The 16386-nt window shown below is 71.2% G+C and carries 16 protein-coding genes; 14 read left to right on the top strand and 2 right to left on the bottom strand.

Going from position 1 to position 16386, the window contains the following annotated elements:
• The first annotated feature begins 62 nt into the window (after positions 1-62).
• The 12 genes from AC1DYN_RS14325 to AC1DYN_RS14270 all read left to right on the top strand — a co-directional run bounded on the left by AC1DYN_RS14325 (position 63) and on the right by AC1DYN_RS14270 (position 11984).
• Positions 63-653 carry a ProQ/FINO family protein gene (locus tag AC1DYN_RS14325; protein WP_477960578.1) on the top strand — a complete coding sequence of 197 codons (591 nt, stop codon included), beginning with the start codon at positions 63-65 and terminating at the stop codon, positions 651-653.
• Between the two features lie 68 nt (positions 654-721).
• Complete coding sequence (locus AC1DYN_RS14320; protein ID WP_477960576.1) at positions 722-3580, top strand: sensor histidine kinase; 2859 nt, start codon at positions 722-724, stop codon at positions 3578-3580.
• Positions 3558-4193, top strand: a complete 636-nt coding sequence (locus AC1DYN_RS14315; RefSeq protein WP_477960573.1) for a response regulator — start codon at positions 3558-3560, stop codon at positions 4191-4193. The genes AC1DYN_RS14320 and AC1DYN_RS14315 overlap by 23 nt, the downstream gene beginning before the upstream one ends.
• Positions 4194-4302: 109 nt before the next feature.
• Positions 4303-4698: a response regulator gene (locus AC1DYN_RS14310; RefSeq protein WP_477960571.1), complete on the top strand. Its 396-nt coding sequence runs from the start codon at positions 4303-4305 to the stop codon at positions 4696-4698.
• Positions 4699-4804: 106 nt separating this feature from the next.
• Entirely contained in the window at positions 4805-5374 is a 570-nt protein-coding gene (locus AC1DYN_RS14305; protein ID WP_477960569.1) for a heme NO-binding domain-containing protein, read from the top strand.
• 14 nt (positions 5375-5388) lie between these two features.
• Positions 5389-7062: an ATP-binding protein gene (locus tag AC1DYN_RS14300; RefSeq protein WP_477960567.1), complete on the top strand. Its 1674-nt coding sequence runs from the start codon at positions 5389-5391 to the stop codon at positions 7060-7062.
• The gene (locus tag AC1DYN_RS14295; protein WP_477960565.1) at positions 7059-7820 is read left to right on the top strand and encodes a class I SAM-dependent methyltransferase; all 762 of its coding nucleotides are present in this window, start codon (positions 7059-7061) and stop codon (positions 7818-7820) included. Before AC1DYN_RS14300 ends, AC1DYN_RS14295 begins: the two co-directional genes overlap by 4 nt.
• A 34-nt stretch (positions 7821-7854) precedes the next feature.
• On the top strand, positions 7855-8568 hold the full coding sequence (locus AC1DYN_RS14290) for an iron-containing redox enzyme family protein (RefSeq protein ID WP_477960563.1): 714 nt from the start codon (positions 7855-7857) through the stop codon (positions 8566-8568).
• A gap of 10 nt (positions 8569-8578) precedes the next feature.
• Entirely contained in the window at positions 8579-9412 is an 834-nt protein-coding gene (locus AC1DYN_RS14285) for a dihydrodipicolinate synthase family protein (protein ID WP_477960561.1), read from the top strand.
• A gap of 37 nt (positions 9413-9449) precedes the next feature.
• Positions 9450-10730: a M16 family metallopeptidase gene (locus AC1DYN_RS14280; protein WP_477960559.1), complete on the top strand. Its 1281-nt coding sequence runs from the start codon at positions 9450-9452 to the stop codon at positions 10728-10730.
• 45 nt (positions 10731-10775) lie between these two features.
• Positions 10776-11069 carry a hypothetical protein gene (locus AC1DYN_RS14275; protein ID WP_477960557.1) on the top strand — a complete coding sequence of 98 codons (294 nt, stop codon included), beginning with the start codon at positions 10776-10778 and terminating at the stop codon, positions 11067-11069.
• A gap of 27 nt (positions 11070-11096) precedes the next feature.
• Positions 11097-11984, top strand: coding sequence for a lanthionine synthetase C family protein (locus AC1DYN_RS14270; RefSeq protein WP_477960555.1), 888 nt, complete (start codon positions 11097-11099; stop codon positions 11982-11984).
• Between the two features lie 10 nt (positions 11985-11994).
• Here AC1DYN_RS14270 and AC1DYN_RS14265 read toward each other — a convergent pair whose 3' ends face one another.
• Positions 11995-12723, bottom strand: coding sequence for a GNAT family N-acetyltransferase (locus AC1DYN_RS14265; RefSeq protein WP_477960553.1), 729 nt, complete (start codon positions 12721-12723; stop codon positions 11995-11997).
• A gap of 83 nt (positions 12724-12806) precedes the next feature.
• Between AC1DYN_RS14265 and AC1DYN_RS14260 the strand changes: the two genes are divergently transcribed.
• Positions 12807-13574 carry a helix-turn-helix transcriptional regulator gene (locus tag AC1DYN_RS14260; protein ID WP_477960550.1) on the top strand — a complete coding sequence of 256 codons (768 nt, stop codon included), beginning with the start codon at positions 12807-12809 and terminating at the stop codon, positions 13572-13574.
• Positions 13575-13662: 88 nt separating this feature from the next.
• Here the strand turns inward: AC1DYN_RS14260 and AC1DYN_RS14255 are convergent, their stop codons facing one another.
• Positions 13663-14778 (bottom strand): SMP-30/gluconolactonase/LRE family protein, encoded by a 1116-nt coding sequence (locus AC1DYN_RS14255; protein WP_477960548.1) that lies wholly within the window; start codon positions 14776-14778, stop codon positions 13663-13665.
• A gap of 105 nt (positions 14779-14883) precedes the next feature.
• On the opposite strand from AC1DYN_RS14255, the gene AC1DYN_RS14250 reads away from it, so the two are divergent.
• Positions 14884-16353: a CYTH and CHAD domain-containing protein gene (locus AC1DYN_RS14250; RefSeq protein ID WP_477960546.1), complete on the top strand. Its 1470-nt coding sequence runs from the start codon at positions 14884-14886 to the stop codon at positions 16351-16353.
• Positions 16354-16386 lie beyond the last annotated feature (33 nt).

Here is a 16386-nt window from a genome sequence, read left to right as displayed (position 1 = left end):
AGGAACAAGACACGCCCGCGGCCGCTGCGCCGCCGGAGATGCCGGCTGCCGCGGCCCCCGCCATGAGCCCCGCGGCCTGCGCACAAGAGCTGCGCCAACGCTGGCCGGCCCTGTTCGCCGGCCCGCCCAAGCCGCTGAAGCTGCGCAGCCACGTCGACATCCAGGAGCGCGCCCCGGGCGTCTTCAGCAAGCAGGTGCTCACCGCGTTCTTCCGGCGCTACACCGGCAGCACCTCGTACCTGATGGCGGTGGCCAAGGGCCGCCAGCGTTTCGACCTGGACGGCAAGCCGGCCGGCGAGATCACCGACGAGCACCGCCAGATCGCCGTCGACGAGCTGAACCGCCGCGGCGTCAGCCAGCAATCGCGCCGCGACGTCGAGCAGTCGCGCCGCGAACTCGAAGAGCAGCAGCGGCGCAACCGCGCCGGCCTGCTGCACGACTGGGAGCGCACCACGCTGACGCGCGCCAACTTCTGCGTACTGAAGCAGGTGGCGGACGAAGAACTGGACGGCCTGCTGGAGATCGCGCGCCAGGAGGCGGCGCAGCGGCCACCCCGGAACGAGCACCGCGAGCACCGCCCGCCGCCGCGCCAGGACCGGCCGGCCGGCCCGGCAGCGCCGCGGCGCGAGGGACGCGACGGGCGCCGCCGCTGACGCGCCACGGCCTTCCTCACTCTTGAGGATGCCGCGGCACCGGCCCGCGATGGGCGTATAAAGGTGGCGTGCCGCAACCCCCCATCGGACTTGCTGCCCGGCCTGCGGCGGCGCTTTCGCTCCATGCGTTCCTCACCCGGCTGATCTGGGTGTGCGTGGGGCCGTTGGGGGTGTTGGCGGTCTACCTGGCCATCGATCGCGTGCTCGACGTGCAGGCCAGCCGCGACCGCGAGGCCCGGGGCATCGCCGCCACGCTGGCCTCGGATGTCGACCAGTTCCTGAATGCCCGCATCGGTGCGCTGAAGATGCTGGCGAAGTCGCCGTTGGTGGATGATGCCGCGCGCTGGCCCGAGCTCTACCAGGAGGCCCAGGGTTTTCGCCAGAGCTTTGGCGGCCAGGTGATCCTCGCCGACCTGGGCATGCACATGCGGTTCAACACGCGCGTGCCCTTCGGCACGGCACTGCCGCTGCTGCCCGTGCCCAAAGGCCGGGCCGCGGTGCCGATCGCGATCGCCACCGGCCGCCCCGCGGTGGGTGACGCGTTCCTGGGGCCGATTGCCAACGAGCGCATGGTGGCCGTGGCGGTGCCCGTGCTGCACGACGGGGGAACGGCCGGTGCCGTCGTGCTGACGGTGTTCGAGGCGCGCCAGTTCCAGGCCCTGCTGGATTCGCTGGCCTTGCCGGCCGGCTGGTCGCTGGCCGTGCGCGACGGCGCGGGCGACGCGATTGCGCACCGCGCGCCGCCGGGCTTCAACCGGGACACCGACGTCGACGCCAGCGGACGCTTCGTGGTCCGATCGGCCGCTTCGGCCTGGTCGATCGAGCTCGACATTCCGCGCGGCATCTACCGGGCGCCGATGCTCGAAGCCGCCGCGACGCTGGCGCTCGCTGTCCTGGTGGCAACCCTGGCCGGGGTCGTCGGCGGCACGCTGGCCGGCCGCCGGCTGGCGCGCTCGGTGGCCTCGCTGGCGCAAGCGCCCGCTGCGCGTGCCGAGCCGCCCGCCATCGCCGAGATCGCCAGCGCGCGGCGGCTGCTCGACGAGGCGGCGCAACGGCGCGAGACCGCCGAAGCGACGCTGCTGGTGAGCGAACAGCGCTTTCGCCGTCTCTTCTACGAGGGGCCGCTGCCGCAGGCCCTGATCGCCAGCGACGGCGTGCTGGTCGGGCTGAATGCCCGCTTCGTGCAGGTCTTCGGCTACGGCCTCGACGAGGTGCCGACGCTGGCCGAATGGTGGCGGCGCGCCTATCCCGACCTGATGTACCGGGCGACTGTGATCGAGGGCTGGAATGCGGCCGTGGCGCGTGCCAACGCCACGGCCACCCACATCGAGCCGATCGAGCGCCAGGTCGCGTGCAAGGACGGCAGCGTGCGCACCATGGTGGTGTCGGGCATCGGCATCGGGGACGATTTCCTGTCCACCTTCTTCGACATCACCGAGCGCAAGGCGGCCGAGTCGGCGCTGCGCGAGAACTCGACGCTGTACCAGCACACCCTCGAGAGCATGCTCGAAGGCTGCCAGCTGATCGGCTTCGACTGGCGCTACCGCTATCTCAACCCGGCCGCCGTCCGCCACCATCGCGGACAGTCGCAGCCGCTGGTCGGCCGCACCGTCATGCAGGCGTACCCGGGCATCGAGGCCACGCCGGTCTTCGCGATGCTGCGCCGCTGCATGGAGCAGCGGACCCCGCAGCACAGCGAGATCGAATTCACGTTCCCCGACGGCACCCGGACCTGGTTCGACCTGAACGTGCAGGCCGCGCCCGAAGGCGTCGCCGTCTTCAGCGTCGACATCACCGAGCGCAAGCGGGTGGAAGAAGTACGCCAGCGGCTCGCCGCCATCGTCGAAGCCTCCGACGACGCCATCGTCAGCAGCACGGTGGACGGCATCATCACCAGCTGGAACCGGGGCGCCGAGCACACCTTCGGGTTTGCCGCGGACGAGGTGATCGGCAAGCCGGTCGGCGAGGTGCTGCGGGCGCCGCAGGCGGATGCGCAGGCGCTGGCCGACGAACGCAGGATATTTCATGTCCGCCGGGGCGACGGTGCCGGGGGCGCCGAAGAGGTGGTGCGCCTGCACCAGCGGGGACACCCGCTCACGCTGTCGGTGGTCACCGGCGTGATCCGCGACGCCTCGGGCCAGGCCATGGCGCTCTCCGCGATCCTGCGCGACATCACGCTGTCGAAGCGGCGCGACGCCGAGCTGCAAAGCCTGCTCGCCGAGCAGGCGGCGCGCGAAGCCCTGATGCGTGACCTGACGGAACGGCTGCGCACCTTGCGCGAGGAAGAGTGCACCCGCATCTCGCGCCAGGTGCATGACGAGCTGGGGCAACTGCTCACCGGGCTCAAGATGGACGTGCGCTGGATGATCCGCAAGCTGGCGTCCGGCGGCACGCCGGACGACCTGGCGCCCAAGCTCGCCGAGGCCGAGGACCTGGTCGACCAGACGGTGGCGTCGGTGCAGCGCATTGCCGTCGAACTGCGACCGAGCGCGCTCGACACGCTGGGCCTGCCGGCCGCGATCCGCGACGAGGCACGCCGCTTCGAGGCGCGCACCGGGGTTGTCACGGCGGTCGAGACCGGCATATCCTCGCTGCCGGAGCCGGCGGTGGCGACGGCGCTGTTCCGCATCCTGCAGGAGCTGTTGACGAACATCGCCCGCCATGCGCAGGCGTCGTCGTTGAACATCGCGCTGTCGGACGAGCAGGGCGCGTGGATCCTGCGCGTGCGCGACGACGGAGTCGGCATCCCGGTCGAGACGGCGCGGCGCGCGACGTCGCTCGGATTGCTGGGCATGACGGAGCGCGCCGAGGCCATCGGCGGCGCGTTCCGCGTCGAACCTCACCCGGACGGCGGCACCCTCGCCACGGTGCGGGTGCCGCATCCACCAGACGCGAGGACCGGACATGCAGCACATCCTGATCGCTGACGACCATGCCGTGACGCGCCATGGCCTGCGCGAGCTGCTGCGCGAGGCCTTCGCCGGGGTGCAGGTGGACGAGGTGGCGGACGGCCACGCGGTGCTCGCCATGCTGGCGTCCCGCACCTGGGACCTGATCCTGCTCGACGTGCTGATGCCGGGGCCGGGCATCCTCGAGCTGCTGCGCGGCATCCGCGCGCTGAACCCCGGCGTGCCGGTGCTGGTGCTGACGGCCAGCGACGAGACCGGCTACGTCGTCGAGACCATGAAGGCCGGCGCCAACGGCCTGATCCACAAGCACCATGCGGTCGACGACCTGCTGGAAGCGGTGCGGCGCATCGCCGACGGCGGCACCTACCTGCACGCGGACACGGCGATCGCCATCGCCAAGGAGCTGCAGGGGCACAAGGCGCCGGCGTCGCTGCACCACGACCTGTCCGAACGCGAGCTCGACATCTTCCGGCGCATCGCGCTCGGCCGGGCGATCAAGGAGATCGGCTTCGACCTCGGGCTGAGCGACAAGACGGTCGCGACCTACCTGGCCCGCATCCGCGAGAAGACCGGCCTCACCAGCCACGTCGAGATCGCGCGCTACGCCCTCAAGAACGGCCTGGTGGACTGAGGCCTGCCCGCATCCCCCCGGGCGAGGGGGCGTCGTGTCAGCAATTTGCTGACGGGCGCCGGTGCAAATGCGCACAAGGACCGCGCCGCTGCGGTGGCACGATCCTTCCATGAAGTTCCCACGCCCTCGGCCCAGGTTCCTCGTCGCCGATGACGTGAACGCCATCGCCCGGCTGGTCGCCGAGCTTCTGCGCGAGGGCGGCGCCGACGTGGTGGGGCCGGCAACCGACGGCGCCCAGGCGTTGCGCCTGTTCCACGAGACCGCGCCCGATGGGGTGGTGCTCGACATCGAGATGCCCGAGCTCAACGGCTTCCAGCTGCTGCGCGCCATCCGTGCGAGCGAGCAGGGCACGCGCTGCCTGGTGATCGTGCTGACCTCGCATGCCGAGCCGTCGATGCGCGAGCAGGCCTTTGCCGACGGCGCCGACCACTTTCTTCACAAGTCGAGCGAATTCGAGCGCCTGCTGCAGATCGTGCCCGACTTCATCCGGCGCCAGACCGCGTAGTCAATCCACCGACAGCGTTCGGCATTTCGCCGACTGGCAGGCCCGAGCGGCCGCGCGCACAGTCCACCCACCAGCCGCAGCACGCGGCGCTTCGAGAGGACATGGCATGTACGGTCTCGTCAACCAGGCGGTTGAAGACTTCGTCAGGCGCGGCTTCGGCGACGAGGCCTGGAAGCGCATCCGCGACAAGGCCGGCGTCAACCTGGAGATGTTCGTCTCGATGGACAGCTACCCGGACGAGGTCACGTACCAGCTCGTCGGGGCCGCCAGCGAGGTGCTGGGCCTGGAGGCCGCGCAGATCCTCGAGGCCTTCGGCGAGCACTGGGTGCTCTACAACGCGAAGGAAGGCTACGGCCAGATGCTGTCGATGTTCGGGTCCAGCCTCGAGGAGTTCCTGCTCAACCTCGACAATATGCACAGCCACGTCGGGCTGACCTTCCCGGCCTTGCGCCCGCCGTCGTTCCAGGTGGAGCGCGTCGACGGCGGCCGCAGCCTGCTGCTGCACTACCGCAGCGAGCGCATGGGACTGGCGCCGATGGTCATCGGCCTGCTGAAGGGCCTGGGGCGGCGCTTCGGCGAAGACGTCACCGTGCGCCAGACCGCCCACCGCGGGCTTGACGATCACGACGTGTTCCGCATCGACCGCGTCGGCATGGGCGCCGTGCCGCAGTCATGATGGGCGCGCCTGCATTGAACCTGACCCCCCAGGAGTTCGCTGCAGCGTTCCCGTTCCACATCGTCCTCGACGATCGGCTTCGCGTGCTGCAGACCGGGTCGGTCCTGGCGCGCCTGTGTCCGCAACTGACCGAAGGCAGCGTGCTGACCGAGCAGTTCAGCGTCCAGCGGCCCGCCCTGCAGACGATGGATTTCGACGCGCTGCTGACGCAGCGGAACTCGCTGTTCGTGCTGCGCCACCGCGACGGCGGCCTGCTCCTGCGCGGCGAGATCGTGGCCCAGGGCCGGATCCTGTTCTTCCTGGGGTCGCCCTGGGTGACGGCGATGACCGACGTGGCCCGCATCGGGCTGTCGCTCAGCGATTTCGCAGTGCACGACCCCGCGGTCGACCTGCTGTTCCTGCTGCAGACGAAGAACAAGGCCCTGGCCGACGCGCAGGAACTGTCGCACCGGCTGAAGGAGCAGAAGGACGACCTGAAGGTCGCCATGCTGGCCACCGAGGTGGCCGAGCAGGCGAGCCGCACCAAGAGCGAATTCCTGGCGATGATGAGCCACGAGATCCGCACGCCGATGAACGGCGTGCTGGGCATGCTGGATCACCTGCTGGACGGCGAGCTGTCGCAGTCGCAGCGCCACTGCGCCGCGACCGCCGCGAAGAGCGGCAAGTCGCTGCTCGGCATCATCGACGACATCCTGGACTTCTCCAAGGTCGAGGCCGGCAAGCTCGAGCTGGAGAGCATCGATTTCTGCCTGCGCCGCGCGGTGGGCGACGCGGTCGAGCTGCTGTCCTACCAGGCCGGCGAGAAGGCGATCGCGGTCGACGTCGACGTCGCCGCCGAGGTGCCCGATGCCTTGCGGGGCGACCCGGCCCGCATCCGGCAGGTGCTGGTCAACTACCTGGGCAACGCCATCAAGTTCTCGTTCTCGGGGCGGGTGGCGGTGCGCGCCCTGCTGCAGGCCGAGACGGGGACGCACGCGACGATCCGGCTCGAGGTGACGGACAGCGGCATCGGCATCGATGCGGCCAAGCAGTCGGGGCTGTTCGAACCGTTCACGCAGGCCGATGCCTCCACCACGCGCAAGTACCGGGGCACCGGCCTCGGCCTGGCCATCTGCAAGAAGCTCACCGCGCTGATGGGCGGCGAGGTCGGCGTGGCGAGCGAGATGGGCCGGGGCAGCACCTTCTGGTTCACCGTGTGCCTGGAGAAGGGCGATGCGTCTCCTGTCCAGCGGCCGGAACCGGCAAGCTCGCCCGTCAGCTTCCAGGGGCATGTGCTGGTCTGCGAGGACGACCCGGTGAACCAGCTGGTCGCGCAACTGCACCTGGTGGCGCTGGGCTGCACGGTCGACCTGGTCGACAACGGCCTGGCGGCCATCGAGGCGGCGGCGCGAAAGCACTATGACCTGGCCATGCTCGACATGCGCCTGCCGGACATGGATGGCCTGGACATCTGCCGAGCCATCCGCGCGCAGCAAGGCAGCGGCGCGCGCCTGCCCATCGTCATCTGGACCGCCAGCATGCTCGGCGCGGACCACGGGCGGGCGGCCGCGGCGGGTGCCGACGCGATGCTCGGCAAGCCGTTCGAGCCGGCGGCGCTGAAGCGGACCTTGTCCCGCTTCCTCGTCGCGGGCGACGCCTGCGCGATTCCTTCCCCTGCCTCCATTGCCACCGAGGACCTGCGAACATGACCATGCCCACCGATGCCCGTGCGCTGTACGACCAGACCGCGACCAACTGGTCGCGCCAGCAGCCCAGCTCCCTGTCCGACTACACCGCGCGGCCGCACGTGATGGCGCTGTGCGAGCCGCTGGCCGGCAAGGCGGTGCTCGACCTCGGCTGCGGCGAAGGCTATTGCAGCCGCATGCTGGCCCAGCGCGGCGCCCGGGTGCAGGGGCTCGACCTGTCGCCGCGCATGATCGAACTGGCGCGCGCGGCCGAGCAGGCGCAGCCGCTGGGCATCCGCTACGACACCGCCGATGCGGCGACGGTGGACCTGGGCGAGGCCAGCGTCGACCTGGTCGTCGCGGTGTTCCTGTTCAACTACCTCGACGTCGCGCAGATGCGGCGCACGATGGCCAACGTGCACCGCATGCTGCGCCCGGGCGGCAGTTTCGTGTTCGCGGTGCCGCACCCGGCATTCGCGTTCATGCGCCGCGAGGCCGCGCCGCCGTTCTATTTCGACGTGGGTGGCGCCGGCTACTTCAGCGCCCGCGACAGCCTGTTCGGCGGCCGCATCTGGAAGCGCGACGGCACGGCGCTCGACGTGCAGCTGGTGCACAAGACGCTGGAAGACTACTTCGCCGGCCTGCGCGATGCGGGCTTCTCGGCGATGCCGGGCGTGACCGAGCTGACGGTCACGCGCGAGATGGTGGCGCTGGACGAGGCCTTCTTCGGCCCGCTGTTCGACCTGCCGCTGCACCTGGCCGTCAAGGTCGCCCGCGTTTGAGCTGTATCACCCCCACCCCCTCGAGGATCACGCCATGAAGTCACTGCAGTCCGAAAACGTCCCGCTGACCGCCGACGCCGCGATGCGTTTCAGGCAGATCGCCCAGGGCCACGCGCTGTGGCGCCATCCCTTCGTCGAGCACTGCCGGGAGGGCCGGCTCACGCTGCCCCAGGTGCGCGTGCTGGGCACCCAGATGTACAAGTTCTGCCACCAGTTCCCGCGCTTCCTGGCGCTGGCGCTGGCGGCCTGCCCGCACGACGATGCGCGCATCGTCATCGCCGAGAACCTGTGGGAGGAGCTCGGCGAGGGCGATCCGAAGCGTGCCCATGCGGCGCTCTTCCGGCAGTTCACGCGGGCGCTGGGGTTGAGCGACGAGCAACTGGCGGCGGCGCCTGCGCAGCCCGAGACCTCGGCGCTGATCGATGCCTACGCGGGCCTGAGCGAACGCTACGGCGTGCTGGGCATCCTGGGGGCGCTGTGCTACGCGTCGGAAGGCATCGTCGGGGTGCTGTACTCGCAGATCCAGGCGGGGCTGCTGCAGGCCGCACCCTTCGACCGCGAGGCGCTGATGTTCTTCGAGGTGCACATCCACGTCGACGACGGGCACGCCGACCAGCTCGAATCGGTCCTGATGCCGATGCTGCGCACGCCGCGAGACGAGGCGACGGTGGAGCAGGCGATCCGCGTCGCGATGAATGCGCGCTGCCGCTTCTTCGACGGGGTGCTGCGTGAAGCCGGCACGGCCTGAGGAGGTCGCGATGGAGGCAGTGCCCGCGTGGCTGCAGGGCTTGTTCGCGGTGATCCCGACGCCGATGGCGGCGGATGCCCGCCTCGACCTGGCGGGCCTGGACCGGGTGGTCGAGCACTACCTGGCGGGCGGCGCGGCGGGGCTGGTGCCGGCCAGCATCGCCGGCGAAGGTGACCTGCTCGACGAGGCCGAGCGGTGGCAGGTGATCGAGCGCGTCGTGCGCCAAGCCGCCGGCCGCGCACCGGTCGTCGTCGGCGTGCTGGACGACAGCACCGGGCGTGCGCTGGTGCAGGCGCGCATCGCGGCCGATTGCGGTGCCGCAGGCCTGCTGGTCAAGCCGCCGCTGGGCGCCGAGGCGCAGCAGGTGCTGGACCACGTCGGCGCGATTGCGCGGGCGCTGCAGTTGCCGATCATCCTGCTCGACCACCCGGCGTTCGGCGGCCGGTTGCCGGTGAGCCTGGTGCAGGCGCTGGCCGACAGCGTGCCCGAGGTCTGCGGCATCAAGGTGGAAGAGGCGCCCACGCCCGCCAAGATGGCCGCGGTGCGGGCCGCGCTGGGGGCACGCCTGCGGATCTTCGGCGGGCGCGGCGGGGTGCATTGCCTGGAGGAGCTGGCCTACGGTGCGGACGGTTTCTTCACCGGCTACCCGCACCCGGCGCAGCTGGTGGAGATCCTGGCCTGCTGGCGCCGCGACGACCGCGTGGGTGCCGAGGCGGCGGCGTGCGTGATGCGCCCGGTGGCGCTGCGCGAGCGCGACCATCCCGAGACGATGATCCTGCAGCGCAAGACGATCCTGCGCGATGCCGGGGTGATCGGCGAGGCTGTCGTCAGGCTGCGACACTAGGGGTCTTGTTCCCCTTTTGCTGCCTGGCAGCGCCGCCGTGGATCCATCCCTTTCCGAACCCCGCCTGGCCACCCTGGCCAACGGCCTGCGCGCCGTCGCCATCCCGATGCCGTGGCGCCGCACGGCCAGCCTGAGCGTGTTCGTGCGCACCGGCAGCCTGCACGAAGCGCGGGCGCTGAACGGCATCAGCCACGTCGTCGAGCACATGGCCTTCAAGGGCACGCAGACGCGCGACTGCCAGCGCATCAACCTCGATGCCGAGCGGCTGGGCGCCGAGGTCAATGCGCACACCGACAAGGACCACACCGCCTTCCACATCGAGGGCTTGCCGCGCGACGTGCCGGCCTTCGTGAGCCTGCTGGCCGACATCGTGCTGAACAGCACCTTCCCGGCCGACGAGCTGGAGCGCGAGCGCCAGGTGATCGAGCACGAGTTCACCGAGTTCGAGGAAGACCCGGCGGGCATGGCCTTCCAGCTGTTCGACCGCGCCTGCTACGGCATGCACCCGGCGGGGCAGCCGRTGATCGGCAACCGTGCCAACCTGAAGCGCTTCACGCGCGACGACCTGCTCGGCTACGTGCAGCGGCAGTACAGCGCGGCCAACGTGGCGGTGGCGGTGGCCGGGCCGGTGGATTGGGATGCCTTCGTGCGTGCGGTGGAGGTGGCTTTCGGCGCGATGCCGGGCGGGGCGCCGAACACGGTGGCGGCGCCGGCCTGGCTGGGCGGCGTGAAGCTGCGCCGCATGGCCGGCAGCTCGCAGTGCCACACGGTGCTGGGCTTCGAGGCGCCGGCGCTGGCGGACGACGCGCACGTGCCGTGGGTGCTGGCGGCGGCGCTGCTGGGCGAGGGCATGAGCTCGCCGCTGCTGGACGAGATCCGCGAGCGGCGCAGCCTGGCGTACTACGCCTCGTGCTCGGCCGACATCCTGCCGTCGGCCGGGCAGTTCGTCATCGAGGCGGCGACCGGGGCGGCGCAGGCCGGCGAGTTGCTGGACGCGGTGTCGCAGCTGCTGCAGCAGCAGGCCGAGGGCGGCGACGAGATCGGGCTGGAGCGCGCACGCAACCAGATCACGGTGCGCACGCTGCGTGCGCTGGAACAGCCGTCGCGCCGGCTGGAGGCGGCGGCGCAGGACGTCTTCACGTTCGGGCGGCTGCGCGACTCGCGCGAGTGGCTGGAGCGCTTGCAGGCGGCCACGGCGCAGGACGTGCGCGAGGCGTTCGGGCGGATGCTCGGGAGTACGGCGGCGGTGGCGCTGGCGGGCAGCGTGCCGGCGCGGGCGAGGGAACGGGCGGTGGCCTTGTTCGGGCAAGGCTCGTAGCCTGGATGCCCATCCGGGCAGCCCGCCCGGCTTACGATGGGCCCCATGCTGTTCGACCCTGACCGCCACGAACCGCTGCGCGCGACCGCGTGGGACGAGACCGCGGTGCGCGAGGCGGTCCGCGCCATCGTGCGCGACATCGAAGACCACCGCGGTGCCGATGGCCACTGGCCGGTGCATCCGCTCGATGCCGATGTCGACGTGCCGCGAACCGGCTTCAAGGGCCTCTACTTCGGATCCGCCGGCGTGCTGTGGGCGCTGTGGACGCTGCAGCGCGAGGGGGCCGTCACCTTGCGCATCGACCCGCAGGCCGGCATCGAGCAGGCCGATGCCGCCTAGCTGGCCGATCCCGACACCGGCAGCGTCGTGCCGTCGTACTACCTGGGCGAGGTCGGCATCCTGCTGGTGCGATGGCGCCTCACCGGCGCGCGCGCGGTGGCCGACCGCCTGCACGCGACCATCCGATCCAACATCCCGAACCCGACCCACGAGGCGCTGTGGGCCGCGCCCGGCACCATGGTGGCCGCCTGGCACCTGTGGGAGGCGACGCGCGAGGAGCGGTGGCGCGAGCTGTTCCTGGAGAACGTCGACCAGCTCTGGCAGACGTGGACCTTCGACGACGCGGCGCAGTGTCACCTGTGGACGCAGGACCTGTATGGCCAGGTCGTGCAGTACTTCGGCGCCGGGCACGGCTTCGCGGGCAACGTGTACCCGCTGCTGAAGGGCGCATCGCTGCTCGACGCGGGGCGGCGCGACGCGCTGCATGAACGCTGTGTGCAGGCCGTGCAGGCGCTGGCCCTCGTCGAGGACGGCGCGGTCAACTGGCCGGTCGGCATCTGCACGTCGAAACCTGCGCCGCCGAAGCTGCTGATGCAGTGGTGCCACGGCGCGCCCGGTTTCGTGACGGCGCTGGCGGATTTCCCGGCGCGCTTGTCCGGGCCGATGGACGCGATGCTGACCGGCGCGGGAGAAGCCCTCTGGCGCGCCGGCCCGCTGGCCAAGGGCCACGGCCTGTGCCACGGCACCGCCGGCAATGGCTACGCGTTGCTCAAGCTCTACCGGCGCACCGGTGACCGGCAGTGGCTGGATCGTGCCCGCGCCTTCGCGATGCATGCGATCGCGCAGCATGCGCAGATGCGGCAGCAGCACGGGCAAGCGCGCAGCACGCTGTGGACCGGCGACGCGGGCCTTGCGGGCTACCTGTGGCACTGCCTCGATGGCCGGGCAGACCTGCCGGCGCTGGACATCGTCTGACGCGCGTGCGTCAGGACAGGGCTGCCGCTGCGGCTTCTTCCACCACCCACACGTGCACCGGCACGATGGTCTCGAAACCCAGCCGGCGGTACAGCCGGTGGCCCTCGGGGCTGGCGATCAGCAGCATGCGTGTCGCGCCCAGCATCTGCACCTGGCAGGTGGCCGCATGCATCAACCCGCGGGCCAGCCCGCGCCCGCGCCACGCGGGATCGGTGCGCACGCGATCGATCACGACGTCCTGGTGCCGGCCCTTCGCGCAATGCAGGCTGGCCACGGCCTCGCCGTGCACCGGGTACCAGAACGCGCGCACGCCGGGGCTGATCGTGCGCATGGCCGGCTCGGCGTCTTCCGGTGCGAGTGCCTCCTCCAGCACCTCGCGCAGCGCACCGAGTTCGGCCGCCATGAAGAATTCGCTGGCCGTGGCCCGCAGCGGCAGGCCGCGCACCTCCCGCACCTCGGGCGGCGGACCCATCAGCGTCACCCAGTCGCCCACGCGCGCCGGCACCAGCCTCAAGCTGGCGGCCGATTCGGTCACGAAGTGTTCCGCGTCGCGGCCCATGCCCGGTGCATAGCGCACGCAGGCACCGTACGCCGTCATCGCCACCGTGGCGCCCGTCTGCCCGCGGGCGCTCAGGTAGCCGGTGATGAACGAATCGAGCAGGCGCTGCCGCCCGGCCGGGAAGTCCCAGGCCTGGCGCGCGCCACGGGCCGCGAGCAGGGTGTCGGTGGGTGCATTCATGGCTTGAAGTCTCCCGCGTGATAATCGTCGCGTCGCCCGCGTCCCCGCCAAACGTCGCCGTGAATTTGCCAATCCCCGTCTTCATGCCCGTGCATGCCGGGTCCACGGTGGATGTGCTGGCCTTCGACTACGCCGCCGGCAGCCACGAACAACTGCACGTCCATCCGCACGAGGCGCTGCTCATCCACGCCGAGGCCGGCGAGTACCGGGTGTTCACCGAAGACCGCATGTGGGCGCTGCTGCCGGGCCGGGCCATCTGGCTGCCACCGGGCGTGGCCAGCGGCCTGCAGGCCGGCTCGCGCGCCACGGTGCGATTGCGGCCGCTGCACTTTCCGCTGCCATTGCCCGAAATGCTGCCGGCCGAGCCGACCGTGGTACCGGTCAGTGCGCTCCTCGTTGCGGTGATCGGCGAACTGCATGCGCTGCCGGCGGATGACGCCATCCGCGCCGCGCTGCGCCAAGTGGCCTTGCACGAGATCCGCAAGACCGAACCGGTGCTGCTGCCGAGCCTGCCGCAACCGCGCCATGCCGGGCTGCGGCGCGTCGCCGCGCGCCAGCTCGACGAGCTGGCCGCCGAGTGGACGCTGCAGGCCTGCGCAGAAGTGGCCCACCTGAGCGTGCGCACCTTCTGCCGCGTGTTCCCGAAGGAGGCCGCAGGCCTGACCTGGCCCGCCTGGGTGCGCCAGGCCCGCATGATGGTCGGACGCCAACTTCTCGAGCTCGGCGCCAGCGTCAACCAGGCCGCGGCCCAGGTGGGCTACGACAGCCAGAGCGCGTTCGCCGCCGCGTACCGGCGCATCCATGGGGTCAGTCCGTCCAGCCACGTCAAGGGCCTCGCGGCCAGGAGTTGAGCATGGCCGCGACTGTGCGTGCCATCGCCCTGGGCGGCAATGCCGGTGCGACGAACTGCAGGCTTCGATGCCCGGGCGGCGGCCCGGCCTACACCGCGCCGTGCGCCTCCACGTACAGCGCGTACAGCGAGTGCGAGCTCGCCATGTACAGCCGGTTGTTCTTCGGCCCGCCGAAGCACAGGTTGGCGCAGCGCTCGGGCAGCCGGATGAAGCCGATCGGCTTGCCTTGCGGGTTGAAGATCGCCACGCCGTCCAGGTCTTCCGACCTGCCTTTCAGCGGGTAGACCTTGCGGCCGCCGGTCTCGACGGGTTCGGCCTGCAGCGCACCGTTGCTGCCGTAGCCGCACCACAGGTTGCCGTCGCGGTCGACCTTGAAGCCGTCCAGCGCGGCGAAGTCCGATGCGTCGATCAGCTTGCTCTTGCTGCCCACCGTGCCGTCGGCATTCACGTCGTAGCGCCAGATGCTGCGGTTGGGCGTGCCCTTCCACTCCACCACGTACAGCAGCTTCTCGTCGGGCGAGAACGCGATGCCGTTCGGGTTGACCAGGTCGGTGATCACCGCGCTGAGCTTGCCGTCGGCGCCCAGGCGGTAGACGTTGGTCGTCGCCTGCTCGGGCTGCGCGCGGAAGCCCTCCCACTCGCCGCCGATGCCGAACAGCGGGTCGGTGAACCAGATGCTGTCGTCGGACTTCACCGCCAGGTCGTTCGGCGCGTTCAGCCGCTTGCCCTCGAAGCGGTCGGCCAGCACGGTGAGCTTGCCGTCCTTCTCGGTGCGCGTCAGGCGCCGCGTCACCGAATGCTCCAGCGTCAGCAGCCGGCCCTGCCGGTCGCGCGCGTTGCCGTTCGGGAAATTGGCCGCCTTGCGGAACACGCTGAAGCTGCCGTCGCGCTCGCTGTACTTCATGATCCGGTTGTTCGGGATGTCGCTCAGCAGCAGGTAGCCGCCGTCGTCCGGGAAGTACGCCGGCCCCTCGGCCCAGCGCATGCCGCTGGCCAACTGCTCGAGCGTGCTGCTGTACAGCCGGTACTTCGCGAAGCTCGGGTCGAGGATCAGCACCGCCGGGTCGGGGTAGCGCTGGTTGGGCTTGAAGTCGAAGGCCTGGGCCAGCGCCGGGCCGGTCAGCGCGGCGAGTGTCGTGGCAGCGCTGGCCGACAGCAGCCGGCGGCGTGTGGTAAACGTGCTTGTTCGCTCGTCGTGGTGCATGGGTGTCTCCGTCCCTCGTCGGGGGTGTTGTGGGGCCCGCCACGGTGCACGCGGCTGCGCCGGACGTCAAGCGGGTGCGCCGAGTCATGATTCAGGAGGCCTGGGGTGTTCGAAACCGAATTGAAGTTCGCGATCCCGCCGGATCGTTTCCGCGAAGTGGAAGCCGCCGCCAGCCGCGGCAGCCAGCGCATCCGCCTCGAGGCGGCCTACTTCGACACCGCCGACCGCCGGCTCGACCGTGCCAAGGTCTCGCTGCGCCTGCGCAAGGAGGGCAGGGACTGGGTGCAGACGGTGAAGGCGCCGGGCGACGGCCCCGCCCACCGCAAGGAAGACAACGTGCCGCATGCCGCGGTGCCGCGCGGCGAGGCCTTGCTGCCCGACCTGGCCGCGCACCGCGACACGCCGGCCGGCCGCGCGCTCGACAAGGCGCTGGGGGAGGACCGGCCGGCGGTGGCCGAGGTGTTCCGCACGCGCGTGACGCGCCATCACCGGCTGCTGAAGGTGCCGCAGGGCCGCATCGAGATTGCGCTCGACGATGGCGAGATCGTCGCCGTCGGCCAGCGGCAGCGCCTGAAGGAGATCGAGTTCGAGCTGAAGGCCGGCTCGCCGGCCGAGCTGTGCGCGCTGGCACGCCGCTGGGTGCAACGCCACGGGCTGTGGCTGGACACCCGCTCGAAGGCCGAGCGCGGTGCGCACCTGGGGGCGGGGTCGCCGGGTGCGGCGCCGTTGAAGGCCGGTGCGGGTGACCCGGCGGAAATCGCACAGGCGCAGGACGAGCGCAGCCTGCTGCGTGCCGTGGTCGCTGCCGCATTGCAGCAGGTGCTGGTGAATGCCAGCGAGGTCGGCGCGGGCCGCGAGACACCCGAGCACGTGCACCAGCTGCGCGTCGGGTTGCGGCGCCTGCGCACCGCGTTGCATGCCTTCGCCGAGGCGGTACCGGAGCTGGCAGCGTGCGAAGCGCCGCTCGCGCAGGCGTTTCGTGCGCTGGGCCAGTGGCGCGACGAGGGCGTGCTGGAAGAGACGATCGCGCCCGAGCTGCGCCGGGTGGGTGCCCCGCTGTCGGTGCCGCCGAAAGCGCCGGCGCGGCAGGCCTCGCCGGCGGCGCTGGTGCGTGCGACGCCGTTGCAGCTGGCGCTGCTGCACCTGCTGGAGTTCACGATGTCGGCGCCGCCCGGGGTGGCGCAGCGGGAGGGGCTCGACGCCTTGCTCGCCGCCCGGCTGCAGAAGCTGCACCGCCAGGTGCGCAAGGACGGCCGCCGCTTCGCCGGGCTGCCGGCCGACGAGCAGCACCGCGTGCGCAAACGCCTGAAGCGCCTGCGCTACCTGTGCGAGTTCGTCGCGCCGCGCTTCAAGGCCAAGGCGGTGAAGCGCTACCTGGCGGCGCTGGAGCCGGCGCAGGATGCGCTGGGGGCGCACAACGATGCCATCGTGGCGCTGGAACGCTATCGATCGGGCGTCGGCGAGGATCCTCGGGCGTGGTTTGCGGTGGGCTGGCTCACGGCGCGGTTGAATCAATCCGAGACCGACAGCTGCCAGGCGCTGGCTGCGCTGAGCAACAGGGACCGCTTCTGGTAGCCCGGATGCCAATCCGGGTCGGCCGTGCCGGAG

This window comes from Rhizobacter sp. P2_D12, from assembly GCF_056404395.1.
The sequence above is the reverse complement of the archived record's forward strand: the minus strand, read 5'-3'. Positions and strand labels throughout refer to the sequence as shown.

Bases quoted from the DNA above. Each gene is read 5' to 3' on its own strand.
- AC1DYN_RS14325 (WP_477960578.1), top strand. From the start codon at position 63: ATGAGCCCCGCGGCCTGCGCACAAGAGCTGCGCCAACGCTGGCCGGCC.
- AC1DYN_RS14315 (WP_477960573.1), top strand. From the start codon at position 3,558: ATGCAGCACATCCTGATCGCTGACGACCATGCCGTGACGCGCCATGGC.
- AC1DYN_RS14310 (WP_477960571.1), top strand. From the start codon at position 4,303: ATGAAGTTCCCACGCCCTCGGCCCAGGTTCCTCGTCGCCGATGACGTG.
- AC1DYN_RS14305 (WP_477960569.1), top strand. From the start codon at position 4,805: ATGTACGGTCTCGTCAACCAGGCGGTTGAAGACTTCGTCAGGCGCGGC.
- AC1DYN_RS14295 (WP_477960565.1), top strand. From the start codon at position 7,059: ATGACCATGCCCACCGATGCCCGTGCGCTGTACGACCAGACCGCGACC.
- AC1DYN_RS14290 (WP_477960563.1), top strand. From the start codon at position 7,855: ATGAAGTCACTGCAGTCCGAAAACGTCCCGCTGACCGCCGACGCCGCG.
- AC1DYN_RS14285 (WP_477960561.1), top strand. From the start codon at position 8,579: ATGGAGGCAGTGCCCGCGTGGCTGCAGGGCTTGTTCGCGGTGATCCCG.
- AC1DYN_RS14275 (WP_477960557.1), top strand. From the start codon at position 10,776: ATGCTGTTCGACCCTGACCGCCACGAACCGCTGCGCGCGACCGCGTGG.
- AC1DYN_RS14265 (WP_477960553.1), bottom strand. From the start codon at position 12,723: ATGAATGCACCCACCGACACCCTGCTCGCGGCCCGTGGCGCGCGCCAG.
- AC1DYN_RS14260 (WP_477960550.1), top strand. From the start codon at position 12,807: ATGCCCGTGCATGCCGGGTCCACGGTGGATGTGCTGGCCTTCGACTAC.
- AC1DYN_RS14255 (WP_477960548.1), bottom strand. From the start codon at position 14,778: ATGCACCACGACGAGCGAACAAGCACGTTTACCACACGCCGCCGGCTG.